The sequence below is a fragment of the Flavobacterium haoranii genome, assembly GCF_009363055.1.
Taxonomy (GTDB): Bacteria; Bacteroidota; Bacteroidia; order Flavobacteriales; family Flavobacteriaceae; genus Flavobacterium; species Flavobacterium haoranii.
Genome location: NZ_CP045292.1, coordinates 882,527 through 908,374, shown reverse-complemented (window position 1 = coordinate 908,374; position 25,848 = coordinate 882,527). Strand labels below are relative to the sequence as shown.

Here is a 25,848-nt window from a genome sequence, read left to right as displayed (position 1 = left end):
AGTATCTTCTAAGTTTTTAATAGCGCAATTTACTATTTATACAACGATGTTTGTTTTAAAATTAGTATAAAGTTTTATATAATTTTAATTGATTTTTTAGGAAACGTTTTAATTAAAAAAAGTTTCCTTTTTTGTTAAGATAGTAATAATTAATTATTTTTGTATTTCTAAAATAGAACTTGTGAGCCAAACTAATAAACTCAAAATATTTAATGATCCTATTTACGGATTTATTACTATTCCAAATTCCTTTATTTACGATTTAATTCAACATCCTTATTTTCAAAGGTTAAGAAGAATTTCTCAAATGGGAATGTCATATTTGGTTTATCCAGGAGCACATCATACAAGATTTCATCATGCTTTAGGTTGTATGCATATTATGCAAAAAGCGGTTCAAACTTTACGCTTTAAAGGTGTTGAAATTTCTAATGAAGAAGAAAATGCACTTTACATCGCTATTTTATTGCACGATATTGGTCATGGTCCTTTTAGCCATGCAATGGAACATAGTATTGTAGAGGAAATACATCATGAAGAGCTTTCGTTGCTATTTATGGAACAATTGAATAAGGAGTTCGACGGTAAATTATCTTTAGCTATTAAAGTTTTTAAAGGCGAATATCATAGAAAATTTATGCTGCAATTGATTTCTAGTCAGCTAGATATGGATCGAATGGATTATTTAAAGCGTGATAGTTTTTATAGTGGTGTTGCTGAAGGTAATATAAATAGTGAACGTTTAATTCAAATGATGAATGTTGAAGATGATGTTTTAGTTATTGAAGAAAAAGGAATTTATTCAGTTGAAAAGTTTTTAGTAGCTAGAAGATTAATGTATTGGCAAGCTTATCTTCATAAAACATCTGTTGTAGCGGAACTTATTTTAACGAAGATTTTAAAAAGAGCAAAAGAACTTGTTCACAAAGGAGTTTCAGTTGAAGCAAGCGTACCATTCAAATATTTTTTAGAAAATAAAGTAACACTTACAGAGTTTGACGAACAAATACTTCAAAAGTTTAGTTATTTAGACGATTATGATGTTTTAAGTGCTATAAAATCGTGGCAATTTCATCAAGATAAAGTATTAAGTAAATTGTGTACAATGATAATTAATCGCGATTTACTGAAAATTAATATGTTTGATGATAAACCGAATAAAGAACTTATCACAAATTATAGAAATAAATTAATGACTTTAAATAACCTTACCGAAAAGGAAAGCGAATATTTTGTTTTCAAAGGAAATTTAAAAAATCAAGCCTATAATAAAGAAGGTGAACCAATTAGAATTTTAAAGAAAGACAAAACCATTGAAGATGTTGTGGAAGCTTCAGATCAATTGCATTTAAAAGCGTTATCTAAACCCGTAACAAAATATTTTGTATGTTTTCCAAAACAAATTTTGGAATCTTAACATATTAATATAATTTTATACTTTTGTCAAGTTGATTTAACAACAAATAAGAATTTAATTTTTTTGAATGAAATTTTCAGCAGCTCAAATTGCAGGCATATTAGAAGGAGATGTAGTTGGTAATCCAGAAGCCGAAGTAAATAAATTAGCCAAAATTGAAGAAGGAACGGAAGGTTCTTTAACTTTTTTAGCTAATCCTAAATATGCTAACTATATATATACTACGGAAGCGACAATTACTATTGTAAATAAATCTTTTGAACCCGAACAAGAAATAACTACTACTTTAATTAAAGTAGAAGATGCAAAATCTGCGTTTTCTAAATTGTTAGAGTATTACAATCAAGTTAAATTAATGAAATCGGGAATTGAGCAACCATCAGTTATTTCTGAAGGTGTTACTTATGGAGAAGGATTGTATCTTGGTAGTTTTTGTTACATAGGTAAAAATGTAGTAATAGGAAATAATGTAAAGATTTATCCAAATAGTTTTATTGGAGACAATGTAGTAATTGGAGATAATTCTATTCTTTTTGCAGGAGCAAGAGTTTATTCTGAAACTGTAATTGGAAAAAATTGTACGATACATTCCGGAACTATTGTTGGTTCTGACGGATTTGGATTTGCTCCACAAGAAGATGGTACTTATGCTAAAGTTCCTCAAATTGGAAATGTAATTATTGAAGATAATGTAGAAATTGGAGCTTGTACTACTGTAGATAGAGCAACACTTGGTTCTACAATTATTAGAAAAGGAGTAAAATTAGACAACCAAATTCAAATTGCACACAATGTTGAAATTGGTGAAAATACAGTTATTGCTTCTCAAACAGGAGTTGCTGGTTCTACAAAAATTGGTAAAAACTGTATGATTGGCGGACAAGTTGGAATTGTAGGACATATTACAATTGGTGACGGAGTTAGAATTCAGGCACAATCTGGTATTGGTAAGAGTTTAAAAGATGGTGAAGTAGTGCAAGGAAGTCCAGCTTTCAATTATGGTGATTTTGCAAAATCATTTGTGCATTTCAAAAATTTACCAAAAATTGTTGACGAACTAAACAAACTTAAAAAATAAAAAATCAAAAACTGTGAAACAAACTACAATCGCAAGTGAAATTTCATTAAAAGGTGTTGGTCTTCATACAGGTCAAGAAGTTACTATGACTTTTAAACCAGCTCCAATCAATAATGGATTTACCTTTATAAGAGTAGATTTAGAAGGGCAACCTATTATTGAAGCAGATGCTAACTATGTGGTAAATACACAACGCGGAACAAATCTTGAAAAAAGAGGCGTAATGATTCAAACACCTGAGCACGTTTTAGCGGCGTTAGTTGGGTGTGATTTAGATAATGTAATTATTGAATTAGATGCTTCTGAATTACCAATTATGGATGGTTCTTCTAAATATTTTGTGGAAGCAATCGAAAAAGTTGGAATTGTTGAACAAGATGCAGATAGAAAAGTTTACGTAGTAAAGGAAGTTATTACTTATACAGATGAATCAACTGGTAGTGAAATTACAGTAATTCCAAGTGATGAGTATTCTATTACTGCAATGGTAGATTTCGGAACTAAAGTTCTTGGAACTCAAAATGCAACAATGAAAAATGTTTCTGAATTTAAATCAGAGATTTCTAGTTGTAGAACTTTTAGCTTTTTACATGAATTAGAGGCTTTATTAAATCATGGTTTAATTAAAGGTGGCGATTTAAATAATGCAATCGTATATGTAGACAAAGAGATTTCTCCAGAGACTATGGAAAATCTTAAAAAAGCATTTAACAAAGATTCTATTTCTGTTAAACCAAATGGAATTTTAGATAACTTAACGTTACATTATCCTAATGAAGCGGCGCGTCATAAATTATTAGATGTAATTGGCGATTTATCATTAATTGGTACAAGAATTCAAGGAAAAATTATTGCTAATAAACCTGGACATTTTGTTAATACTCAGTTTGCTAAAAAAATGTCAAAAATTATTAAGCTTGAAGAACGCAATAATGTACCTACTTACGATATTAATCAAGATCCTGTTTTAGATATTCATGGCATCATGAATTTATTACCTCACAGACCACCATTCTTGTTAGTAGATAAAATTTTAGAACTTTCAGATACTCATGTGGTAGGATTAAAGAATGTTACTATGAACGAAGATTTCTTCGTAGGACATTTTCCTGGTGCACCTGTAATGCCTGGAGTTTTACAAATTGAAGCTATGGCTCAAACAGGTGGTATTTTAATTTTAAGTACGGTTCCAGATCCTGAAAATTACTTGACTTATTTCATGAAAATTGATAATGTTAAGTTCAAAAATAAAGTGTTACCAGGCGATACATTATTTTTCAAATGTGATTTAATTTCTCCTATTAGAAGAGGAATTTGTCATATGCAAGCATATGCATACGCTAATGGAAAATTAGTTTCAGAAGCCGAATTAATGGCGCAAATTGTTAAAGTAAAATAGTGTTAGTTAAAAGTAATAAGCAATTACTTACTTTTAATTTAAATTAAATAATAAAATGTAATAATTAGTATGTAGTAAAAGTCATTTTTTAAAAATAGGCAAAAGACGAACTACTGATTACTAATTACTAATAATTAAAAATATGAATCAACCACTAGCATATGTACACCCAGGAGCAAAGATTGCTCGTAATGTGGTAATTGATCCTTTTACAACAATTCACAATAATGTTGAAATTGGAGAAGGTACTTGGATTGGCTCTAATGTAACTATTATGGAAGGTGCTCGTATTGGAAAAAATTGTAATATTTTTCCAGGTGCAGTTATTTCAGCAATGCCACAAGATTTAAAATTCGGTGGAGAAGATTCATTAGCGATAATTGGTGATAACACTACAATTAGAGAGTTTGTTACTGTAAATAGAGGAACAGTTGCTTCAGGTAAAACTGTAGTAGGAAAAAATTGTCTTATCATGGCAACAGCTCATATAGCTCACGATTGTCATTTAGGTGATAATGTGATTATTGTAAATGGTGTTGCACTTGCAGGGCATGTAGAAGTTGGTAACCACGCTATTATTGGTGGTTTAGCTGCTGTTCACCAATTTATTCATATTGGAGATCATGCCATGATATCAGGAGGTTCGTTAGTTAGAAAAGATGTTCCGCCTTTTACAAAAGCTGCAAAAGAACCACTTTCTTACGTTGGAATTAACTCTGTAGGATTAAGAAGAAGAGGTTTTTCAACAGAAAAAATTAGAGAAATTCAAGAAATTTACAGAATTTTATATCAAAAAAATTACAACACATCTCAGGCATTGAGTATCATTGAAGGAGAAATGGAGGCAACTCCAGAACGTGATGAAATTATCCAATTCATTAGAAATTCTGCAAGAGGAATTATGAAAGGATATTCAGGAATTTATTAATATTTATCAAACTATAACAAACAATTTATAATGGCTACAACAGCAGATATTAAAAACGGATTATGTATTAAGTTTAATCACGATATTTACAAAATCGTTGAGTTTTTGCACGTTAAACCAGGTAAAGGTCCTGCTTTCGTTAGAACAAAATTAAAATCATTAACAAATGGAAAAGTTTTAGATAATACTTTTTCTGCAGGTCACAAAATTGAAACTGTTCGTGTTGAAACACATACTTTTCAATATTTATATGCAGAGGGAAATGATTTTCATTTTATGAATACTGAAACTTTTGAGCAAATTACTTTAAATAGAGATATTTTAGATGCTCCAGATTTATTAAAAGAAGGAGAAAATGTAATGGTTCAAATCAATACAGAAACAGAATTACCTTTAGCAGTAGATATGGCTGCTTCAGTAATTTTAGAAGTAACTTATACTGAACCAGGTGTAAAAGGAAATACAGCAACAAATGCAACAAAACCTGCAACAGTAGAAACAGGTGCAGCTGTAAATGTTCCTTTATTCATTAATGAAGGCGATAAAATTAAAATTGATACGGCTACTGGAAAATACATGGAGCGCGTATAATTATAAGTAATAGTGAAAAGTGATTAGAATAACCTAATCACTTTTTTTTCGTATCACTAATTACTCAACGTATGAAATTTAACAAAACTTATAATCTAAGCGAAATTGCCTCTATTATTGAGTGTGATTTTATTGGAGAAGCTAATTTTCCAGTTTTAGGAATGAATGAAATCCATGTTGTAGAACCTGGAGATATTGTTTTTGTCGATCATCCTAAATATTATGACAAAGCACTTCAATCAGCTGCTACGATTGTTTTAATTAACAAAGAAGTAGATTGTCCTGAAGGTAAAGCTTTGTTAATCTCGGATGATCCATTTCGAGATTTCAATAAATTAAGCAAACACTTTAGACCATTTGTTGATTCTTCTGTGGCTATTTCTCCAACAGCTGAAATTGGAAAAAATACAATTATTCAACCCAATTGTTTTATTGGTAATAATGTAAAGATTGGCGATAATTGTCTTATCCACTCAAATGTTTCTATTTATGATAATACAATTATTGGAGACAATGTAATTATACATGCAGGAAGTATTTTAGGAGGTGATGCTTTTTATTACAAAAAGAGACCTGAAGGTTATGATCAATTGCTATCTGGAGGTAGAGTAGTAATAGAAGATAATGTTGGAATAGGAGCTTTATGTACTATTGATAAAGGTGTAACTGGAGATACAACTATTGGTGCTGGTACAAAAATTGACAACCAAGTGCATGTTGGTCACGATACTATTATTGGTAAAAAATGTTTAATTGCTGCACAAACAGGTATCGCTGGTTGTGTAGTTATTGAAGATGAAGTAACGCTTTGGGGACAAGTTGGTATGAAAAGCGGAATTACAATTCACAGTAAAGCAGTTGTTTTAGCGCAATCTGGAGTAGGCAATGATTTAGAAAGTGGAAAAACTTATTTTGGAACTCCAGCAGAGGAATCAAGAGAAAAATTTAAACAACTAGTTTATATAAAGAGAATTCCTGAAATTATTGAAAAACTGAAATAATGGAACCAAATCAAATTATTGAAAGGCTTTATGATCTAGATGGTTTAAGAGATGTAGATTTTTTAGAATCAATTATTGCTGATGAATTTACTTTCGAGTGGGATAGTTCACAAGAAAAAAGAGTTATGTCAAAAAGTGATATTGTTGCTTTAGCTCATGAGTTGAAAAATAATTATCATTTATCTAAAACAACTGTATTAGATAAAGTTGTTACAGATTCTAAGATTGTGGTCAGTTATTTACATCATGTTGCAACTATTGAAAACCCAAAAGAATTGTTTACAGTAGCAAGAATTATAGTAATTTGGGACATAGAAAATGGTCAATTAATAAAAGGATATCAAATTAGCAAACCTGCTTAAAAAAAAACAAAAATTTGTAAGTGATATATTATTCAAAAATCTTACTTTTGCATCACTTGAAATTGACAATACAATTAAAAAACAAATAAAATGAGTGTTTTAGTAAATAAAAATTCAAAGATAATCGTTCAAGGTTTTACTGGAAGTGAAGGTACTTTCCATGCTTCTCAAATGATTGAATATGGTAGTAACGTTGTAGGTGGAGTAACTCCTGGTAAAGGTGGTTCTACACATTTAGATCGTCCAGTATTTAATACAGTTCAAGAAGCAGTAGTAAAAGCTGGCGCTGATACTTCAATTATCTTTGTTCCGCCTGCATTTGCTGCAGATGCAATTATGGAAGCTGCTGAAGCAGGAATCAAAGTAATTATTTGTATTACAGAAGGTATTCCAGTTGCGGATATGATTAAAGCTTACGATTATATTCAAGGTAAAGATTGTCGATTAGTAGGTCCTAACTGTCCAGGTGTAATTACTCCAGAAGAAGCAAAAGTTGGTATTATGCCAGGTTTCGTTTTCAAAAAAGGAAAAGTTGGTATTGTGTCTAAATCAGGAACTTTAACATATGAAGCTGCTGATCAAGTAGTACGTCAAGGATTTGGTATTACAACTGCTATTGGAATTGGTGGTGACCCAATTATTGGAACTACAACTAAAGAAGCTGTTGAATTATTAATGAACGATCCAGAAACTGAGTGTATCATTATGATTGGTGAAATTGGTGGTCAATTAGAAGCTGATGCTGCTAAATGGATTAAAGCTGATGGTAATCGTAAACCAGTAGTAGGTTTCATCGCTGGAGAAACTGCACCAAAAGGACGTACAATGGGTCATGCAGGTGCAATTGTTGGTGGTGCTGATGATACAGCTGAAGCTAAAAAACGTATCATGAGAGAGCACGGAATACACGTAGTAGATTCACCTGCAGAAATTGGTAAAAAAGTGAAAGAAGTTTTAGGATAATTTTCTTAAACTCTAAATATTTAAAAGCCCTTATTTAAGGGCTTTTTTTTGATATATAAATTTAGGATAACTTTAATTGGGCATATCTTTAAATAATGAGTAAATTCTTATATTTGCTATAAATAAACTAACAAATCAAATTATGAATTGCTAATGATAAATTAGCGTCGCATTTTGACTTTACAAACCAAATAAAACATTTACAAATGAAATTATTAGAAGGAAAAGTTGCTATTATTACTGGTGCTAGTAGAGGTATTGGTAAAGGAATAGCTGAAATATTTGCTAAAAATGGCGCTAATGTAGCTTTTACTTATAGTTCTTCTGCATCTTCAGCTGAAGCTTTAGAAAATGAATTATCTGCTTTAGGGGTTAAAGCAAAAGGATATCAATCAAATGCTGCAAATTTTGATGAAGCTCAAAAATTAGTTGACGATGTATTAGCTGATTTTGGTACAATCGATATTCTAATTAACAATGCTGGTATTACAAAAGATAATTTATTAATGAGAATGTCTGAAGAAGATTTTGATGCTGTTATCGACATCAATTTAAAATCTGTTTTCAATATGACAAAAGCTGTTCAAAAAACAATGTTAAAAAACAGAGCAGGTTCTATCATTAATATGAGTAGTGTAGTAGGAGTTAAAGGGAATGCGGGACAAGCAAATTATGCAGCTTCAAAAGCAGGTATGATAGGTTTTACTAAATCAATTGCTCTTGAATTAGGTTCTAGAAATATTCGTTGTAATGCAATTGCGCCAGGTTTTATCGAAACTGAAATGACTGCAAAATTAAATGAAGATGTAGTTAAAGGTTGGAGAGAAGGAATTCCATTAAAACGTGGTGGTTCTCCAGAAGATGTAGCAAATGTTTGTGTGTTCTTAGCTTCTGATATGAGTGCTTATGTTACAGGACAAGTTATAAATGTTGACGGTGGAATGTTAACATAATAAATAATTTTAAATGACAGCTACCACTTTACTTTTACTTATCTTATCGGTTTTAGTCGCTGGTGGTTTAGCATATTTACAATATTTTTTTAAAGCTAAAAGTAATTCTAAGTGGAATTTGCTTTTAGCTTTTTTACGTTTTTTAAGCATACTCGGAATTTTGATCTTATTAATCAATCCGTTAGTAAAAATTAAAAAATATGAAATTGAAAAATTACCATTACCAATTTTTATAGATAACTCAAAGTCTATTCAACATTTAGGTGTAAATAATGAAGCAAAAAATGTTCTTAAAGAATTTCAAAAAAATGCTGACTTAGAGAATAAGTTTAATGTTCAGTTTTTTTCATTTGATGCTGAAATTAAAAAATTAGATTCCTTAAATTTTAAAGGAAACCAAACACTTTTAAATAAAATTCCAAAAGAATTAAAGCAATTGTATAGAAATAAAAATTATCCAATTGTTGCAGTAACTGATGGAAATCAAACATTTGGTGAAGATTATGTGTTCGATTTTCAGGAAAATAATCCAGTATTTCCAGTTGTGTTAGGCGATACAGTAAAAGTATTTGATTCTAAAATTTCTGCAATAAATGTTAATCAGTATGCTTTTTTAAAGAATAAATTTCCTGTTGAAGTTTTCATAGAAAGTAATAGCAAAGAAAGTTTCTCAAGTGTACTTTCAATATCAAATGGAAATGTGATTGTTGCTAGACAAAATGTGCAATTTTCTAAAAATCAATTATCGCAAAAAGTTTCTTTTTTATTAGATGCTTCTACTGTTGGAATTAAAAAGTTCCATGTTTTTTTACAACCAAAAGAAAGTGAAAAAAACAAGATTAATAACTCAAAACCTTTTGTAATTGATGTTATCGATCAGCGAACAGAAATTGCTTTAATTGCGAGTATAAATCATCCCGATTTAGGAGTTTTAAAAAGAAGTATTGAAGCTAATGAACAAAGAAAAGTTTCGATTGTAAAACCAATAGAAGTAGATCTTAAAAAATATTCGGCTTTAGTTTTGTACCAACCTAATCAAAGTTTTAGAAATATTTTGGAACAGAATAAAGTTTTAAAAATCAATTCGTTATTGATAACAGGTAAAACAACCGATTTTGATTTTTTAAATAATTATGTTGATGATTTTTCGTTTAGAATGAGTAATCAATTTGAAAATTTTACAGCTTCATTTAATTCGAATTTTACCAATTTTTCAATAGAAAATTTCGGTTTCGAGAGATTTTCTCCTTTAGAAAATAAATTCGGAAGTATCACTACAAAAGGAGATGTTTCGGTTTTATTAAAAGCTAAAGTTAAAAATGTAGAGATAACAGCACCTTTGGTTTCATTTTCAGAAATCGGTTCTAAAAGAAGTGCTTATATTTTTGGTGAGGGAATTTGGAAATGGAGAATGGAGTCTTATTTAAAAGATAAATCATTTGACGATTTTGATAATTTTATCGATAAAATAGTTCAGTATTTAAGTGTAAATCCAAATAAAAAAGCATTATTAGTAGAAGCTGAAAAGATTTATAATACTGGTTTACCAATTGAAATTAAAGCGCAATATTTTGATAAAAATTTCGAGTTTGATCCTAATGCTGAGTTATCCATAACGTTAACAAAACAGAAAGATAAAAAGACGAAATCGTATAATTTTTATAATAGTTCAAACGAATATTTGGTAAATTTCGATAATCTTGAAGCAGGGTTTTATTCGTACACTGTTTCTGAAAAAAAGTCTAAAGAAAGAGTTACTGGTATTTTTGAAGTTATAGCTTTCGATATTGAAAATCAATTTGTAAATCCCGATTTGAGAAGATTAGAACAATTAGCTCAAAATACTTCCGGAAAAGTTTACTATCCTAATAATGTAACTGTATTGATAAATAGTCTTTTAAAAGACGAAAGTTTAAACCCAACCCAAAAAGAAGTTGTTAGAAAATCGCCATTAATCGATTGGAAATGGTTGTTATTGTTTATCGTTTCTTTGTTGAGTTTAGAATGGTTTATAAGAAAATATAACGGTCTTACTTAAGGGAATCTTAAGTTTCAATTAAGTTGTTCTTAAGTCTTCTTAAGTTTTGATTATAGATTTTTGTTAAGTAAAAATCTGTAAATTATGTTACCAAATTTCGACCGTTATCAACTTCTTAAAAAGTACGCAATTGGCTTTATTTTGCTTTCATTTATATTGCGAATTGCCTTATTATTTTGGCAAATTTCCGATGTTGAATTAACCTTTTTAAGTTTCTTTAGAATTATAGCAACTGGACTTTTTTATGATTTAGGTGTTTTATCATTTCTATTTGTTATCGTAAACTTTTATTTATTGATAATGCCAAGAAAATTTATAGGTTCAAAGCTTGATAAAGCTATAGTTTATTCAGGTTTCTTTTTAAGCACACTAATTTTCATTTTTACTTTTTTTGCAGAAATAACTTTTTGGGAAGAATTTCACTGCCGATTTAATTTCGTAGCTGTAGATTATTTAATTTATACTTACGAAGTGGTTAAAAACATAAACGAATCTTATCCATTAGTCATTTTAGTGCCATCAATTTTATTAATTGTATTCGGAATATATTTAATATTTAAAAAGTTAGATGTTTTTCAACAAGTTTTTACTTCAAAAGTACCTTTTTTAAAGAGAGCTATTGTATTTTCAACTAGTTTAGTAATGTGTTTGTTTTATGTTTTTTTAATAAAAAATAACCAAGCTGAATGGTCTTCTAATAGATATAGTAACGAAATTTCGAAAGCAGGAATTTATGCATTCTTTTCAGAGCTTAGAAATAACAAGTTAGATTATAAAACTTTTTATCAAACTTTAGACGATAGACAAGTTTTTGCCTTAATAAAAAATAAATTAAAAGACGTGAATTCTCAGTTTATTCATCCAGATTCATTAGAAATAAAAAGAACAATACATGATTCTTTAGAAGAAATTAAACCAAATGTTGTTTTTGTTTTAATGGAAAGCATGAGTGCCGATTTTATGACTTCTTTTGGTAACGAAAAAAAGTTAACTCCGTTTCTAGATAGTATTGCAAATAAAGGTGTTTTCTTAAAAAACTTGTATGCAACAGGAAATAGAACAGTAAGAGGAATGGAAGCTGTTACTTTATCAATTCCGCCTACACCAGGACAAAGTATTGTTAAAAGACAAAATAATGATAATTTATTTACAGTAGCTTCGGTTTTTAAAGAGAAAAAATATACATGTAATTTCTTTTATGGTGGCGATGGTTATTTCGATAATATGAATGCTTTTTATGGAGGAAATGGTTTTAATATTTTCGATAGAGGTAGAGGAAGTATTTTAGCAGATAATATTAAAACAAAGCGAACAAATATTAACGATGATGAAGTTACTCATGAAAACGCATGGGGAATTTGCGACGAGGATATTTACAATAAAATGATTAAAGAAGCTGATAGATGTTATACTAATAAAGAACGCTTTTTTAATTTTATAATGACAACTTCAAATCACAGACCTTATACTTATCCTGAAGGAAAAATTGATATTCCATCTGGAAAAAGTAGAGATGGCGCTGTAAAATATAGCGATTATGCGCTTTCTCAACTATTTAAAAAAATTAAAAATAAACCTTGGTTCGAAAATACAGTTTTTGTTTTCATTGCCGATCATTGTGCTAGTAGTGCTGGTAAAGACGAAATAGATGTAAAGAATTATCATATTCCGGCTATTATTTATGGAGCTTCTATTAAGCCTCAAAATGTTGATGTACTTTGCAGCCAAATCGATATTTTTCCAACATTGTTTCATGAATTAAATTGGAGTTACAAATCCGATTTTTTTGGAGAAAATATTTTAAGTACTTATTATGAGCCAAGAGCTTTAATTGCTACCTATTTGAAATTGGGATTGTTAAAAAGTGACAATGATCTTGTAGTTTTAACAAATAAAAAAGAAGTGCATCAATACAAATGGAACTCTAAAACAAACGATTTATTAAAAACCAACACAAACAAAGATTTAAAACGAGAAACTATTGCTTGGTATCAAACTGCGGATTATCTTTATAATAATGATAAATTAAGATTTCCTTAAATAAAACTTATAGTATACTATTTGATTAACTTAAGTGTTTAATTTGTATAAAATAATGAATATGAAAAATTTATTTATAGTGGCCTTTGTGTTTTGTTCATCACTTTCATTTTCTCAAAATTGGGTAAATAATTTTGATAGTGCTAAAAAAATAGCGAAACAAGAAAATAAAAATATAATCATGATATTTTCGGGTTCAGATTGGTGTGCTCCTTGTATTCGTTTAGATAAGAATATTTGGCAATCTCAAGAATTTAAAGACGAATCTAAAAATAATTGGGTAACAATGAAATTAAATTTTCCTAGAAAAAAAGCAAATCAGTTACCTGCAGATGAAGAAAAACACAATAGAGAATTAGCTGAAAAATATAATAAAGAAGGAAATTTTCCATTAGTAGTTATTTTAAATCCAGAAGGTAAAGTTTTAGGTAAATTAGGTTTTAAAAACGTTTCTCCTTCAGAATACATTAAATTAATTAAAGAATACGAATAAAATGAGAATTAGTTTTCTAGTTTTTTTACTTTCATTTTCTGCATTTGCACAAAATACTTATAAAAAGAAAGCGGCTCTTTTAGGAAGTCCGTTCGAAATTATTGTAGTAGCAAATGACAGTGTTCAAGGTTATGCTTATTGCGATATGGCAATTGCTGAAGTAAAAAGGGTAGAAAATTTAATTTCTGATTGGATTCCAACTACTCAAGTTTCTGAAATCAATAGAAATGCAGGAATTAAATCTGTAAAAGTAAATGCAGAAGTTTTTGGTTTAATAGATCGAGCTTTAAAAATTTCACATTTAACTGACGGCGCTTTCGATATTAGTTATGCTTCTATGGATAAAATATGGAAGTTTGACGGCAGTATGAAACAAATGCCATCTGAAGATGAGATTAAAGCTTCTGTTAGTAAAGTTGGCTATAAAAATGTAGTATTAGACGCTCAAGCTTCAACAGTATTTTTAAAAAATACAGGTATGAAAATTGGCTTAGGCGGAATAGGGCAAGGTTACATAGCCGATTCAATTAAAGAGTTATTACAAAAAAAAGGTTGTAGCTCAGGTTTAGTAAATGTTTCGGGAGATATTACAACTTGGGGCTATCAACCCGATGGTAGCCCATGGACAGTTGCCATTATTAATCCAATGAATAAAGAAAAAGTTTTTGCTTCATTTCCATTGATAGACAGTGCAGTTGAAACTTCTGGAAGTTATGAGAAATTTGTCACTTTCAATGGTAAGCGTTATTCGCACATAATTGATCCTAGAACGGGTTATCCTGCTACGGGAATTGTGAGTGTAACGGTTTTTGCAAAAAAGACAGAAATTGCAGATGCTTTAGCAACTTCAATTTTTGTAATGGGAAAAGATGTGGGGATTAGTTTAATTGACCAAATTCCAAATATAGAATGTATTGTAGTTAGCGATACAGGAGAATTATTTGTTTCAAAAAATATTGACTTAAAAAAGTATAATTAAATGAAAAAGAGTTTATTAATAACAGTTATTTCAATTTTAGGATTGAGTTCTTGTAATACTGTAAAAGAGTATGACAAACAATATATTAATGATCCTGAAATGAAACTTTCTGCTCGTCAAGTAGAACGCTTCGAAACTAATTTTCAAGTTTACAGAGAAGCTGCAGCCGGTGCCAATGGTGGTAAAACTGGTGGTGGTTGTGGTTGTAATTAATATCAAGTTATTAGCATGAAAAATAAATTGAAATATATCTTTTTCTTCTTCGGCGCTTGTGCATTTGCTCAAGAAAGCGATTCTACCGAAGTAGCTTATAAAAAAAGAGTGCTTGAAAGTACTGAAATAGATTTCTTAGCAAGTTATTATAAGCAAGATGGTGTTCACTCTTCTGTATCTGGTGGTATGGGTTCAGAAAAGTTAACCGATTTAGCATCAAATATTGTCGTTGCTATACCTTTAAATGATGATGATGTTTTAACTGTTGATATGGGATTATCAGCTTACACATCAGCATCCTCTAGTAATATAAATCCATTTAATGCTACAGGAGCTTCTGGAGGTGGTGATGATGATGATGATGATGATGATGATAGAGCTAATACAGGCCCTTATGGTACTCCTTGGCAAGCTTCATCTGGTGCATCGGCTCAAGATGTATTGGGAACTGCTGTAATAAATTATAGTCACAGTTCAGATGACAGGAATCTAATCTGGAATGCAGATGTTTCATTTTCAAATGAATATGACTATACTTCATTTGGTTTTGGTGGTGGAATAAGTAAATTATTTAATAATAAAAACTCTGAAGTTAGCATCAAAGGAAATGTTTATTTAGATCAATGGAGACCAATATATCCGACAGAATTACACGAATATGGTGTTTATGGTAATAATTTTCAAAACCAAGGTTATTTTCAAGGTGTTGACATAATAGACCAAAATGGATTAACTTCCAATAGTTATTTACCTTCTTCATTTGAACAGTGGAAAACAACGAATAGAAATTCATATGCTGCTTCATTTGGTTTTTCCCAAGTTGCTACAAAAAAAATGCAATTTTCAATATTTTTTGATCTTTTGCAGCAAGAAGGTATGCTATCAACACCTTATCATAGAGTTTATTTTGCTGATAAAGCTAATTATTATATTGGTCAGGCTCAATATATTCCAGTATATGAATCATCTCAAAATAAAGGGGTTTATCAGTTAGCCGATGATATAGAACGTTTACCAGGAACTCGCTTTAAATTACCATTTGGAGGTAGATTAAATTATTATTTAAATGAAAGGTTTTCATTGAGAACATATTATAGATATTATTGGGACGATTGGGGAATCACATCTCATACTGCTAGTTTAGAGTTACCAATTAAATTATCAGATAAATTTACTGTATTTCCAATGTATCGATATTATGTACAAAATCAATCTAAATATTTTGCACCTTATGAAACTCATTTATCAACTGAAAAGTTTTATACTTCTGATTATGATTTATCTAGTTTTAGTGCAAATCAATATGGTTTTGGTGTCAGTTATACTGATATTTTTATGGGTTCAAGAATTTGGAAACTTGGTATTAAGAATATTGATTTAAGATATAATCATTATAACAGAAGTGATGGGTTAAAATCGAATATAGTATCTTTTGGAATTAAATTTGTAATGCAATAAGATGAAAATTTTAATTGTTGAAGACGAAATAGGAATTCAAAATTTTTTAAGACAAGGCTTGAAGAAGAAGGATTTGAAGTAATTTGCGCTTCAAATGGTGAAGAAGGTTTGAATTTCTTTGAAAATCAAAGTTTTGATTTGCTCTTGTTAGATTGGATGCTTCCAAAGTTAACAGGGTTAGAGTTGTGTACTAAAATACGCGAAACAAATACTCAAATTCCAATTATCTTTTAACAGCCAAAGATACCGTTCAAGAAACAATAGAAGGTTTAAAAGCAGGTGCTAACGATTATATAAAAAAGCCTTTTAGTTTTGAAGAATTATTAGCTCGAATTGAAGTACATTTTAGAACTTCAACAACAAATAAAGAATTAAGATTAGGTAAAATAGTACTCAATTTAAATACTTTTCAAGTTTTTGTAGATGGCAAAGAAGTTTCTTTAACTCAACGTGAATATGAACTTTTAAAATATTTAGTAGAAAACAAAGGTAAAGTTTGCACCCGTACAGGAATTATTGAAGATGTTTGGGATATTCACTTTGAATATGATACTGGTGTTATTGATGTTTTTATGAATGCCATCAGAAAAAAACTAAATTTGTCAAAAGACGAAGAACTAATTAAAACAATACGAGGAGTAGGTTATATAGCCAATGATTAAATTTTTTCCTTCTTCATTTAAAAATAGAATTGCCTTTAACTATATTGTTTCAGGTTCAATTCTTATTGCACTTGTATTTTTATTTATCTATAAAATTGTAGAATACAGTGTTAATCAACATGTAAATGAAGAAGTTGAAGAAGAATTATACAAACATTTAGACGATGTTACTATTGATTCTAATGATACTTATTTAATTCACGTCGATCAATGGCGTGCACGCGAACATAATTCTATTTCGGTAAACCCTGTTTTTGTCGAATTTTACGACGATCATAAATTACTTATTGATAGATCTCCAAATTTAAAAAATGCTGAACTTAAACTTTTTGACGATTCTTACAACGATAAGTTTTTAAATTCAAAATTGAACGGAATTCCTATTAGGCAAATTCAAACACCAATTCTTTTCGAAGGAAAAACCGTTGGTTATGTTGTGGTAGCCATGTCTTTAGAAGATTTTGAAATTGTTTCTATTCTCAAGAATATACTAGTTATTTCGTTTCCAATAATTGTAATTTTATTATTTTTGTTTGCTAGATTTTTTGCAGGAAAAAGTATAAAACCTGTTAGTACAATTATTGAAACATCAAGTCAAATTACCAAAGATAATTTGCAAACTAGAATTCCACTTCCTGTTAATAAAGACGAACTTTACATTTTATCTGAAAACATTAATAATTTATTAGACCGTATAGAAAATGCCGTTTTAAGAGAGAAACAATTTACTTCTGATGCTTCTCACGAATTAAGAACACCACTTGCTGTTATTAAAGGAACTTTAGAAGTTTTAATTAGAAAACCTAGAACTTCAGAACAATATAATGAAAAGATTAATTATTGTATTAAAGAAGTTGACCGCATCAATAATTTAGTAGATCAATTGTTATTATTAGCACGATTTGAAAATCAAAAGCACAATATTAAAAGTGAAGAAGTTTATTTAGATGCTTTGGTTTTAGATACTGTTTCGCTTTTTTCGAACCAATTAAAAGAAAAAGACATTACAATTAAAACGAACTTGCAGCAAGATTGTATTTTAAAATCAGATAGTTATTTATTGTCAATTGTGTTTAATAACTTGATTTCCAATTCTATAAAATATTCAAATAATGGTGGAAAAATTGATTTAAATTTAAAAGCTGAAGCAAATCAATTTTTATTTGTTATTAATGATAATGGTGTTGGAATTTCAAAAGAAGATTTAGATAAAATTTTCATATCTTTTTATAGATCTAACCCAGCGAGTCATCCAGAAATTAAAGGAACAGGAATTGGACTTTCAATTGTAAAAAGACTATGCGATTTGTTAAAAATTGAGATAACAATTAAAAGTACTTTAGAAAAGGGCACGGCAGTGACTTTAACATTTAATAAAAGTAATCCTAAGTAGAATTTAAGATTATTTTTTGATTTTTTACTGTAAATTTGTGCTGTAAACTTTTGAACTAAATAATTTCAGCCTTTACTTCGTAAAGCAAGTTTACTAAAATTTATAAATGAAAAAGATAATTGCCATATTTCTAATTACTATTTTTTTGTGTGCAAACACATCAATAGGGCAATTATTGAAAGTTCCTAATCTTTTAGAACATTATAAAGAGCATCAAAAAAAAGTTGCCACAAGTTCTATTTCTTTTGTTCAGTTTTTAAAACTCCATTATTCTAAAAAATTCGAGAATAATCAAGAAGAACATCAAAATTTACCATTCAAAACATTTGATAATGTTACGAGTGTTTTTACTATTTCATTTATAAATCTTCAAATTCAATTAATTAAATCTATAATTACTTGTAAACAGAAGTTTTTTTACAACAAATCTTTTAAATCTAAATTGGTTATTTCAATTTGGATGCCTCCTAAAATAGCCTAACATTTAATTAGTTAAAAGCGAAATTCTTTTCGTTTATCTCATTGTATTTGTCTTTTTAAGATAGATGCTATTTATTATTCTTTTAATTAAATAAAAATGTTAGAAAAAATTATTGCCTTTAGTTTAAGAAGTAAGCTTATAATTATACTTTTCACTATAGCAGTTTTAGGGTTTGGTATTTATTCGGTGTTTCAAATTTCTATTGGAGCCGTACCCGATGTAACCAATAATCAGGTACAAGTTATCACAACATCAAGAAATCTTTCAACTGAAGATATAGAACAATATATTACAGCACCAGTTGAATTAGAAATGGCAAATTTACCAGGAGTTGTAGAAATTCGTTCCATTTCAAAGTTTGGTATTTCTGTAGTTACTATTGTTTTTGAAGAAAATTTAGGAACTTATTTACCACGCCAATTAATTGCAGAAAAAATAAAATCTGCAACAGAAAAAATTCCTTCAGGTTTTGGTGTTCCAGAAATGGGACCAATTACAACAGGTTTAGGCGAAATTTACCAATATACTTTAGAAGTAGAGCCAGAATATGCCGATTTATATTCTATTACCGATTTAAGAACTATTCAAGATTGGACTGTAAGACGCAATTTGTCAGGAATAAGTGGTGTTGTTGAAATTAATACTTGGGGTGGTTACTTAAAACAGTATGAAGTAGCTGTTAATTCGGCAAACTTGAAAGCAATGAATATTTCAATTACAGATTTATTTACAGCTCTTGAGAAAAATAACAGCATTGCAGGCGGTGGATATATTGAGAAAGCAAACGAAAGTTATTTCATTCGCGGGGAAGGAAAAGTTTCTAATCTTGATGATATTAATAATATTGTCGTTAAAACTACAAACGGAATTCCTGTTTATGTAAAAGATATTGCAGAAGTAAAATTTGGTCACGCTAATCGTTTTGGAGCCATTACGGGTAATGGACAAGGTGAAAAAGTGATGGGGCAAATTATGATGCTTAAAAACGCAAATTCAAAACAAGTTTTAAGTGATGTTAAAGAACGTGTTGCCGAATTACAAAAAACATTACCTCAAGGCGTTTATCTTAATCTGTTTTTAGAAAGAGGAGAACTTGTTGGTAAAACCACATTTACAGTAGCCGAAAACTTAATTTTAGGCTGTTTAATAGTAATTTTTGTAGTGGTTTTATTATTAGGAAATTGGCGCTCTGGTTTAGTGGTTGCGTCAGTTATTCCATTATGTTTATTATTTGCGATTTCATTTATGAATATTTTTGGAATAGATGCTAATCTAATGAGTTTAGGTGCTATCGATTTCGGAATTATAATTGACGGAGCCGTTATCATTGTTGAATTTATTGCGTTCCAAATCACCCAAAAATCGGTTACATTAAATCAATTAGCCAAAGAAGATAAACAAACTGAAATTGATAAAATAACCTACAGTAGCGCTGCTAAAATGATGAATTCTGCCATTTTCGGTCAGTTAATCATTTTAATTGTATTTATTCCGATTTTATCTTTATCAGGCGTTGAAGGGAAAATGTTCAAACCTATGGCAATGACGTTTAGTTTTGCTTTATTAGGCGCCATGTTGTTTTGTTTGACGTATGTTCCTGTAATTTCATCCATTTTCCTGAAGCCTAAAGAGGAAAAAGAAAATTCAATATCTAATCGATTAATCAATAAACTGAATTCCTGGTATTTGCCTGTAATTCATTGGGCATTAAAGAATACCAAAAAAGTTTTAATCAGTGCATTTTCTTTATTAATTGGAACCATTATTTTATTTACAACAATGGGTGGTGAGTTTATCCCAACATTAGACGAAGGTGATTTTGTTATCCAACCTGTTTTAAAAACTGGAACTTCGTTAAGTAAAACTATTGAAACTACAACGTTAATCGAAAAAACGATTTTAGATAATTTCCCTGAAGTAGAACAAGTGGTGAGTAGAATTGGTGCTGCCGAAGTACCAACGGATCCTATGAGCATGGAAGAAAGTGATGTTATTGTAAAGTTGAAACCAAAGAGCGATTGGGTTTCTGCTGATTCTAAAGATGAATTGGCAGATAAGATTAAAGAAGCCATCGAAAAGAAAATTCCAAACATGGAAATCGAGTTTACGCAACCAATTGAAATGCGTTTTAACGAATTAATCTCTGGAACACGTTCTGATATTGCGATTAAATTATTTGGCGAAGATTTAGATATTTTAGCTCAAAAAGCAACAGAAATTGAAACTGCCATAAAAAATGTTGAAGGCGCATCTGATATTATTGTAGAAAAAACGGAAGGTTTGCCTCAAATGACTGTAAGTTATAACAGGAGTAAAATCGCTCGTTATGGTTTAAATATTTCCGATTTGAATGACTTTATAGCATTAGGTTTTGCAGGAAAATCAGCAGGACAAGTTTTTGAAGGCGAAAAACGTTTCGATTTGGTGGTTCGTTTAAATGAAAGCAAAAGATCTTCTATCGATGATTTACGAAATTTATTTGTTTCGTTACCTAATGGCGAACAAATTCCGCTTCACGAATTGGCAACCATTCAATACAGTAAAGGTCCAGCTAAAATTTCTCGAGATGATACAAAACGTAGAGTAGTGGTTGGCGTAAATGTTAGAAACCGCGATTTACAAAGTGTTGTTGATGATATCAAAGCAAAAGTAACTAGTAAAATAGATTTACCAGAAGGTTATTATATCGAATACGGCGGACAATTTAAAAATCTTGAAAGTGCAAAAGCCCGATTAATGATAGCTGTTCCAATTGCTTTAGTCTTAATATTTATCTTATTACATTTTGCATTTGGTTCTTTAAAAGAAGCCGCAATGGTATATTCAGCTATTCCGCTTTCGGCAGTTGGAGGAATTTTATTCTTATGGATTCGGGATTTACCCTTTAGTATTTCAGCTGGAGTTGGATTTATTGCCCTTTTTGGTATTGCTGTTTTAAATGGAATTGTATTAATCGAACATTTCAAGGAACTAAAACAGCATCAAGGCGATATGACTTTAGATGAGTTAATCATAAAAGGAACAACAGATAGATTACGTCCTGTTTTATTAACAGCTTCAGCAGCTGCATTAGGGTTTTTACCTATGGCAATTTCGGCTTCTGCAGGTGCAGAAGTACAGCGACCATTAGCAACTGTTGTAATTGGCGGATTAATTACAGCTACTTTGCTAACGATGATTGTGTTACCAGTTTTATTCAAATTATTAGATGAAAAAGAAACGAAGAAAATTAAATTCAAAAAAATGAAATCATCGACCTTAATTTTAGCATTTGTATTTTTCGGAATCACAGCTCAAAGTCAGGAGAAAAAGGATGAATTATCGAATTTAATTCAACTAGCTAATCAAAATAATAAGGAAATTAAAGCTTTAGAATTAAAGTTAGAAAAGGCCAAAGTAAACGCAACAACAGCTTTTACGTTAGATAGAACAACGGTTTATTACAGTTACGATCAAAATAATTTAGCTGTTAATAATGAGCCTTTAAAAGTTTTTGGTGTGCAACAAGATTTTGATTTTCCTTCGCTTTATTTTGCTAAAAAGAAGCTATTAAAATCAGATTATGAAGTTGAAAGTAAAGCATTAGAAATTGAAAAAAGTAAATTGAATCGTAAAGTTTCTAAGAATTATTACGAAATCGTTTATTGGCAAAATCGAGAGAAATTGTATCAATATTTAGATAGTTTGTATCAAAATTTCTCAAAAGCAAGTAATAGACGATTTGAATTAGGAGAAACCAATTATTTAGAGAAAATTACAGCGCAAGCAAAGTCTCAAAAAATTACTGCTGAATTACAAAAAATAGACAAAGAAAAAGCAGCTTCATACAATGCTTTACAAGGTTTATTGCAATCGGATTCTTTGGTTGTTATTAAAGAAAACGAATTAAATTACAATTCAATTAAAAATTCAAATACTAATATTTATAATTCTTATTATGAAAGTGTTACAAATAATTATGATTCTCAGTTGAAGTTACAAAAACAAGCTTGGTTTCCATCTATTTCAGCTGAATATTTTCAAGGTAAAAATACTGGATTATCAAGTTCGCTTTACGGATTTCAAGTAGGTCTAAATGTACCTTTATTCTTTTCTGGAAATGCTAAAAAAACAAAAATGTTACAGCTAGAAAAGGAAAGTTGGAACCAACAAAAAGAAGCTGAACTGAATAAAATAAATCAATTTGTTGCTCAAAAGAACAATCAGTTATTGGGAATAAAAACTACGATTGATTACTATGAAAATTCGGGTAAAAAGCTCTCAGATGAAATTTTGAAAGTTGCCAATATGAGTTACAAACATGGCGAAATTGATTTCTTTCAATACATCCAAAGTTTGGAAAACGCATTGCAAATCAAGATTGATTATTTAGACGCGATTTTAGAATATAACAACACCATTTTAGATATAGAATTTATTAATTACCAATAGATTATGAACAAATTAGTATATACATTTTTAGTTTTAGTTGCATTTACTTCTTGCAAAGAAACAAATACGGAGGAAACTCAAACTGAAACCTCAAATATAGTTGCACTTACAAAAGAACAATTTGAAACTTCAAAAATGGAAATTGGTTCACCTAAAGAACATGATTTTGATGATGTTTTAAAAGTTTCAGGAAAAATTGACGTTCCAGCAAAAGATAAAGCTAAAATTACAGCGGTTTTAGGTGGTTACATTAAGGCTTCTAATGTTATTATTGGTCAAAAAGTTACAAAAGGTCAGGCTATTGCTGTAATTGAAAATACTGAATTCATTGATATCCAAAGAGATTATCTTGAAATTTCGGAACAATTAACGTACCTAAAATCGGAATATGTGCGTCAAAAAACACTTTTCGATGAAAATATCACCTCTCAAAAAAATTATTTAAAAGCGGAAAGTGATTACCAACAAGCAGTAAGTAGCTACAATTCACTTCGTGAAAAATTACAATTAATCAATATCAATCCAAATGCAATTAGTAGAGCTAAATTAAGTTCGCAGGTAACTATTTTTTCGCCTATAAATGGAGTAGTGGTTACTACAAATGCAAATATTGGTGCTTATATTGCTCCTGAAAATACGATTGTTGAAATAGTAAATGATGCCAATTTATTGTTGAGTTTAGCAGTTTTCGAAAAAGATATTTTAAAACTTTCAGAAGGACAAGAAATTCAATTTACTATTGGAGAAAATGCTGAAACTATTTATAAATCAAAGATAAAAACAATTGGAAAAGCAATTAATGAAACCGATCGTTCGATTCCAGTATTCGGAGATTTAGATACTGATTTAAAGAAAAAATTAGTAGTTGGTATGTTTACAGATGCCAAAATTATCTTTGGTAACAAAAAAGTATTGGCTTTACCAACAGCTGCTTTTTCTGAAGAAGGTGATAAAAATTCCTATATTTAGTAACCAAAAAAACTGCAACTGGTTATGAGTTTAAAAAAGTTGCTGTTAAAACAGGTATTGAAAACGAAGCATTTACTGAAGTTTTGACAAATTCATTATTAAATCAGAATTCGGAAGTGCTTACAAAAGGCGTGTTTCAATTGAATTAAATAATTTTAAGTAACCGAAAAATCTATGAGTGAAAATAAAGAATTAGACAATTATTTAGACAATCATTATATAAATAGAAGTAATTGGTTAAGAGCAGCTGTTTTAGGTGCAAATGATGGAATTCTTTCTACGGCAAGTATTGCAATTGGTGTTGCTGCCGCAAGTGCTACAAGAGAACCTATAATTTTGGCAGCTTTAGCAGGTTTAGTTGCTGGAGCTTTGTCTATGTCGGCAGGAGAATATGTTTCGGTAAGTTCACAAACAGATGTTGAAAAAGCAGATATTGAACGTGAAAAACAAGAATTAGAAGAAATGCCAGAGCTTGAACTGCAACGTTTAGCACAAATTTATGAAGATAGAGGTTTAAAAAAAGAGACTGCGTTATTGGTTGCTAAAGAATTAACGGCACACGATGCGTTAGGTGCTCATGTTCGCGATGAATTAGGAATTAACGAAATTAGTCAAGCTAAACCATTTCAGGCTGCTATGGCATCTGGAGCTTCTTTTACCGTTGGTGGAATTTTACCTTTGTTAGTAGTTTTGTTTTTTCCGTTAGTTTATTTAGAATATGCATTATATATTTTTGCTATTTTGTTTTTAGGAATTATGGGAGGATTAGCTGCAAAAGCTGGAGGTTCAAGTGTTTTGAAAGCAGTTTTACGCATTACTTTTTGGGGAACAATTGCTATGGGATTATCATCACTTGTAGGGCATATTTTTGGAGTAAATATTGCTTAAGAAAAAATAAATTTTAAAAAATCTTGTTTATTAAAAAAATATGTCATTAACTTTGCAGAGTTAAATAATAACAAAAATTATGTTTTTAAATCAATTACATCATCATCATCATACCTCCGCTCAAGCGAAGTAATGATGCTATGTAATTAATCCATATAAATCAGAAATCCGTTTGAGTACATCAAGCGGGTTTTTTATTTACAGTCAGTTTTTAAATCTACTTGGTGTACTCATTTTAAAATTAAAAAATAAAATGAACACTTTAAAAATTGCGATTCAAAAATCAGGTCGACTTCACGATGAAAGTATCCAAATCTTGAAAGATTGTGGGATTTCAGTGTACAATGGAAATGACCAACTTAAAGTTACCGCTTCCAATTTTCCTTTAGAAGTTTACTATTTACGAAACTCGGATATTCCACAATATTTGATTGATGGAGTAGTAGATATTGCGATTGTTGGCGATAATTTATTGGTTGAAAAGGGAGCTAATATTCAAATTGCAGAAAAACTAGGTTTCTCAAAATGTAAAGTTTCAGTGGCTGTTCCAAAGAATTTTGAATACAATTCTATTCAAGATTTAAATAAAATGCGAATCGCAACTTCTTATCCTAAAACTGTAATTGATTACTTTTCTTCAAAACGTATTTCAGTTGATATTCACCAAATTTCGGGTTCGGTTGAAATTGCTCCAAATATTGGATTATCAGATGCCATTGTAGACATCGTTTCTTCAGGAAGTACGCTTTTTAAAAACGGATTGAAAGAAGTGGAAGTCATCTTAAAAAGTGAAGCTGTTTTAGCCGTTTCTCCTAAAATTTCAGATGATTCCAAAGTAATATTGGAAAAACTTCAGTTTAGAATTCAATCGGTTTTACGTTCTAGAAAATCAAAATATATTTTGATGAATGTGCCAAATAACAAGATTTCTGAAGTAAGTGCAATTCTTCCTGTTTTGAAAAGTCCAACAATCATGCCTTTAGCAGAAGAATATTGGAGCAGTTTACACTCGGTAATCGATGAAGATCAATTTTGGGAAGTAATAGACCAATTAAAAGAAGCTGGAGCGGAAGGCATTTTGATTTGTCCAATTGAAAAAATGGTATTATAA

Annotated in this window: 21 protein-coding genes and 1 pseudogene; all 22 read left to right on the top strand. The window is 29.8% G+C overall.

Annotated features, from left to right (window positions below):
- Window positions 1-181: 181 nt before the first annotated feature.
- The 22 genes and pseudogenes from GCU34_RS04430 to hisG all read left to right on the top strand — a co-directional run bounded on the left by GCU34_RS04430 (window position 182) and on the right by hisG (window position 25,848).
- Complete coding sequence (locus tag GCU34_RS04430; protein ID WP_072783720.1) at window positions 182-1,417, top strand: HD domain-containing protein; 1,236 nt, start codon at window positions 182-184, stop codon at window positions 1,415-1,417.
- A gap of 67 nt (window positions 1,418-1,484) precedes the next feature.
- Window positions 1,485-2,495 carry a UDP-3-O-(3-hydroxymyristoyl)glucosamine N-acyltransferase gene (gene lpxD / locus GCU34_RS04425; protein ID WP_072783722.1) on the top strand — a complete coding sequence of 337 codons (1,011 nt, stop codon included), beginning with the start codon at window positions 1,485-1,487 and terminating at the stop codon, window positions 2,493-2,495.
- Between the two features lie 13 nt (window positions 2,496-2,508).
- On the top strand, window positions 2,509-3,894 hold the full coding sequence (locus GCU34_RS04420; protein ID WP_072783724.1) for a bifunctional UDP-3-O-[3-hydroxymyristoyl] N-acetylglucosamine deacetylase/3-hydroxyacyl-ACP dehydratase: 1,386 nt from the start codon (window positions 2,509-2,511) through the stop codon (window positions 3,892-3,894).
- Between the two features lie 142 nt (window positions 3,895-4,036).
- Window positions 4,037-4,822, top strand: coding sequence for an acyl-ACP--UDP-N-acetylglucosamine O-acyltransferase (gene lpxA, locus GCU34_RS04415; RefSeq protein ID WP_072783726.1), 786 nt, complete (start codon window positions 4,037-4,039; stop codon window positions 4,820-4,822).
- Between the two features lie 30 nt (window positions 4,823-4,852).
- Window positions 4,853-5,413: an elongation factor P gene (gene efp / locus GCU34_RS04410; protein WP_072783727.1), complete on the top strand. Its 561-nt coding sequence runs from the start codon at window positions 4,853-4,855 to the stop codon at window positions 5,411-5,413.
- 71 nt (window positions 5,414-5,484) lie between these two features.
- Window positions 5,485-6,414 carry a UDP-3-O-(3-hydroxymyristoyl)glucosamine N-acyltransferase gene (locus tag GCU34_RS04405; protein ID WP_072783729.1) on the top strand — a complete coding sequence of 310 codons (930 nt, stop codon included), beginning with the start codon at window positions 5,485-5,487 and terminating at the stop codon, window positions 6,412-6,414.
- Window positions 6,414-6,776: a nuclear transport factor 2-like protein gene (locus GCU34_RS04400; protein ID WP_072783730.1), complete on the top strand. Its 363-nt coding sequence runs from the start codon at window positions 6,414-6,416 to the stop codon at window positions 6,774-6,776. The genes GCU34_RS04405 and GCU34_RS04400 overlap by 1 nt, the downstream gene beginning before the upstream one ends.
- A 90-nt stretch (window positions 6,777-6,866) precedes the next feature.
- A complete protein-coding gene (gene sucD / locus GCU34_RS04395) occupies window positions 6,867-7,739 on the top strand; it encodes a succinate--CoA ligase subunit alpha (RefSeq protein ID WP_072783732.1) in 873 nt (290 codons plus the stop codon).
- A 206-nt stretch (window positions 7,740-7,945) separates the two neighbouring features.
- On the top strand, window positions 7,946-8,692 hold the full coding sequence (fabG, locus tag GCU34_RS04390) for a 3-oxoacyl-[acyl-carrier-protein] reductase (protein WP_072783734.1): 747 nt from the start codon (window positions 7,946-7,948) through the stop codon (window positions 8,690-8,692).
- 13 nt (window positions 8,693-8,705) lie between these two features.
- A complete protein-coding gene (locus GCU34_RS04385) occupies window positions 8,706-10,730 on the top strand; it encodes a hypothetical protein (protein WP_072783736.1) in 2,025 nt (674 codons plus the stop codon).
- An 84-nt stretch (window positions 10,731-10,814) separates the two neighbouring features.
- Window positions 10,815-12,770, top strand: coding sequence for an LTA synthase family protein (locus GCU34_RS04380; protein ID WP_072783737.1), 1,956 nt, complete (start codon window positions 10,815-10,817; stop codon window positions 12,768-12,770).
- 61 nt (window positions 12,771-12,831) lie between these two features.
- Window positions 12,832-13,263, top strand: coding sequence for a thioredoxin family protein (locus tag GCU34_RS04375; protein ID WP_072783739.1), 432 nt, complete (start codon window positions 12,832-12,834; stop codon window positions 13,261-13,263).
- Between the two features lies 1 nt (window position 13,264).
- Entirely contained in the window at window positions 13,265-14,242 is a 978-nt protein-coding gene (locus tag GCU34_RS04370; protein WP_072783741.1) for an FAD:protein FMN transferase, read from the top strand.
- Complete coding sequence (locus GCU34_RS04365) at window positions 14,243-14,455, top strand: DUF4266 domain-containing protein (RefSeq protein ID WP_072783743.1); 213 nt, start codon at window positions 14,243-14,245, stop codon at window positions 14,453-14,455.
- 15 nt (window positions 14,456-14,470) lie between these two features.
- Window positions 14,471-15,913 (top strand): DUF3570 domain-containing protein, encoded by a 1,443-nt coding sequence (locus GCU34_RS04360; protein ID WP_072783745.1) that lies wholly within the window; start codon window positions 14,471-14,473, stop codon window positions 15,911-15,913.
- A gap of 1 nt (window position 15,914) precedes the next feature.
- Window positions 15,915-16,575: pseudogene (locus GCU34_RS04355) on the top strand (response regulator transcription factor).
- Entirely contained in the window at window positions 16,568-17,968 is a 1,401-nt protein-coding gene (locus GCU34_RS04350) for a sensor histidine kinase (protein ID WP_072783746.1), read from the top strand. Before GCU34_RS04355 ends, GCU34_RS04350 begins: the two are co-directional and overlap by 8 nt.
- 106 nt (window positions 17,969-18,074) lie before the next feature.
- Window positions 18,075-18,449 (top strand): hypothetical protein, encoded by a 375-nt coding sequence (locus tag GCU34_RS04345; RefSeq protein ID WP_072783748.1) that lies wholly within the window; start codon window positions 18,075-18,077, stop codon window positions 18,447-18,449.
- A 96-nt stretch (window positions 18,450-18,545) separates the two neighbouring features.
- Window positions 18,546-22,880, top strand: coding sequence for a CusA/CzcA family heavy metal efflux RND transporter (locus tag GCU34_RS04340; RefSeq protein ID WP_072783750.1), 4,335 nt, complete (start codon window positions 18,546-18,548; stop codon window positions 22,878-22,880).
- Window positions 22,881-22,883: 3 nt separating this feature from the next.
- Window positions 22,884-23,849: an efflux RND transporter periplasmic adaptor subunit gene (locus GCU34_RS04335; RefSeq protein ID WP_152378354.1), complete on the top strand. Its 966-nt coding sequence runs from the start codon at window positions 22,884-22,886 to the stop codon at window positions 23,847-23,849.
- Window positions 23,850-24,023: 174 nt separating this feature from the next.
- Window positions 24,024-24,737, top strand: coding sequence for a VIT1/CCC1 transporter family protein (locus GCU34_RS04330; protein WP_072783754.1), 714 nt, complete (start codon window positions 24,024-24,026; stop codon window positions 24,735-24,737).
- Between the two features lie 253 nt (window positions 24,738-24,990).
- Window positions 24,991-25,848: an ATP phosphoribosyltransferase gene (gene hisG, locus GCU34_RS04325; RefSeq protein ID WP_072783756.1), complete on the top strand. Its 858-nt coding sequence runs from the start codon at window positions 24,991-24,993 to the stop codon at window positions 25,846-25,848.

Excerpts from the sequence above, each read along its gene's own strand:
- GCU34_RS04370 (WP_072783741.1), top strand. The coding sequence starts at position 13,265 with ATGAGAATTAGTTTTCTAGTTTTTTTACTTTCATTTTCTGCATTTGCA.
- GCU34_RS04375 (WP_072783739.1), top strand. The coding sequence starts at position 12,832 with ATGAAAAATTTATTTATAGTGGCCTTTGTGTTTTGTTCATCACTTTCA.
- efp (WP_072783727.1), top strand. The coding sequence starts at position 4,853 with ATGGCTACAACAGCAGATATTAAAAACGGATTATGTATTAAGTTTAAT.
- GCU34_RS04385 (WP_072783736.1), top strand. The coding sequence starts at position 8,706 with ATGACAGCTACCACTTTACTTTTACTTATCTTATCGGTTTTAGTCGCT.
- fabG (WP_072783734.1), top strand. The coding sequence starts at position 7,946 with ATGAAATTATTAGAAGGAAAAGTTGCTATTATTACTGGTGCTAGTAGA.
- GCU34_RS04405 (WP_072783729.1), top strand. The coding sequence starts at position 5,485 with ATGAAATTTAACAAAACTTATAATCTAAGCGAAATTGCCTCTATTATT.
- GCU34_RS04365 (WP_072783743.1), top strand. The coding sequence starts at position 14,243 with ATGAAAAAGAGTTTATTAATAACAGTTATTTCAATTTTAGGATTGAGT.
- GCU34_RS04400 (WP_072783730.1), top strand. The coding sequence starts at position 6,414 with ATGGAACCAAATCAAATTATTGAAAGGCTTTATGATCTAGATGGTTTA.
- hisG (WP_072783756.1), top strand. The coding sequence starts at position 24,991 with ATGAACACTTTAAAAATTGCGATTCAAAAATCAGGTCGACTTCACGAT.
- lpxA (WP_072783726.1), top strand. The coding sequence starts at position 4,037 with ATGAATCAACCACTAGCATATGTACACCCAGGAGCAAAGATTGCTCGT.
- GCU34_RS04380 (WP_072783737.1), top strand. The coding sequence starts at position 10,815 with ATGTTACCAAATTTCGACCGTTATCAACTTCTTAAAAAGTACGCAATT.
- GCU34_RS04335 (WP_152378354.1), top strand. The coding sequence starts at position 22,884 with ATGAACAAATTAGTATATACATTTTTAGTTTTAGTTGCATTTACTTCT.
- sucD (WP_072783732.1), top strand. The coding sequence starts at position 6,867 with ATGAGTGTTTTAGTAAATAAAAATTCAAAGATAATCGTTCAAGGTTTT.
- GCU34_RS04345 (WP_072783748.1), top strand. The coding sequence starts at position 18,075 with ATGAAAAAGATAATTGCCATATTTCTAATTACTATTTTTTTGTGTGCA.
- GCU34_RS04340 (WP_072783750.1), top strand. The coding sequence starts at position 18,546 with ATGTTAGAAAAAATTATTGCCTTTAGTTTAAGAAGTAAGCTTATAATT.
- GCU34_RS04330 (WP_072783754.1), top strand. The coding sequence starts at position 24,024 with ATGAGTGAAAATAAAGAATTAGACAATTATTTAGACAATCATTATATA.
- lpxD (WP_072783722.1), top strand. The coding sequence starts at position 1,485 with ATGAAATTTTCAGCAGCTCAAATTGCAGGCATATTAGAAGGAGATGTA.
- GCU34_RS04350 (WP_072783746.1), top strand. The coding sequence starts at position 16,568 with ATGATTAAATTTTTTCCTTCTTCATTTAAAAATAGAATTGCCTTTAAC.
- GCU34_RS04360 (WP_072783745.1), top strand. The coding sequence starts at position 14,471 with ATGAAAAATAAATTGAAATATATCTTTTTCTTCTTCGGCGCTTGTGCA.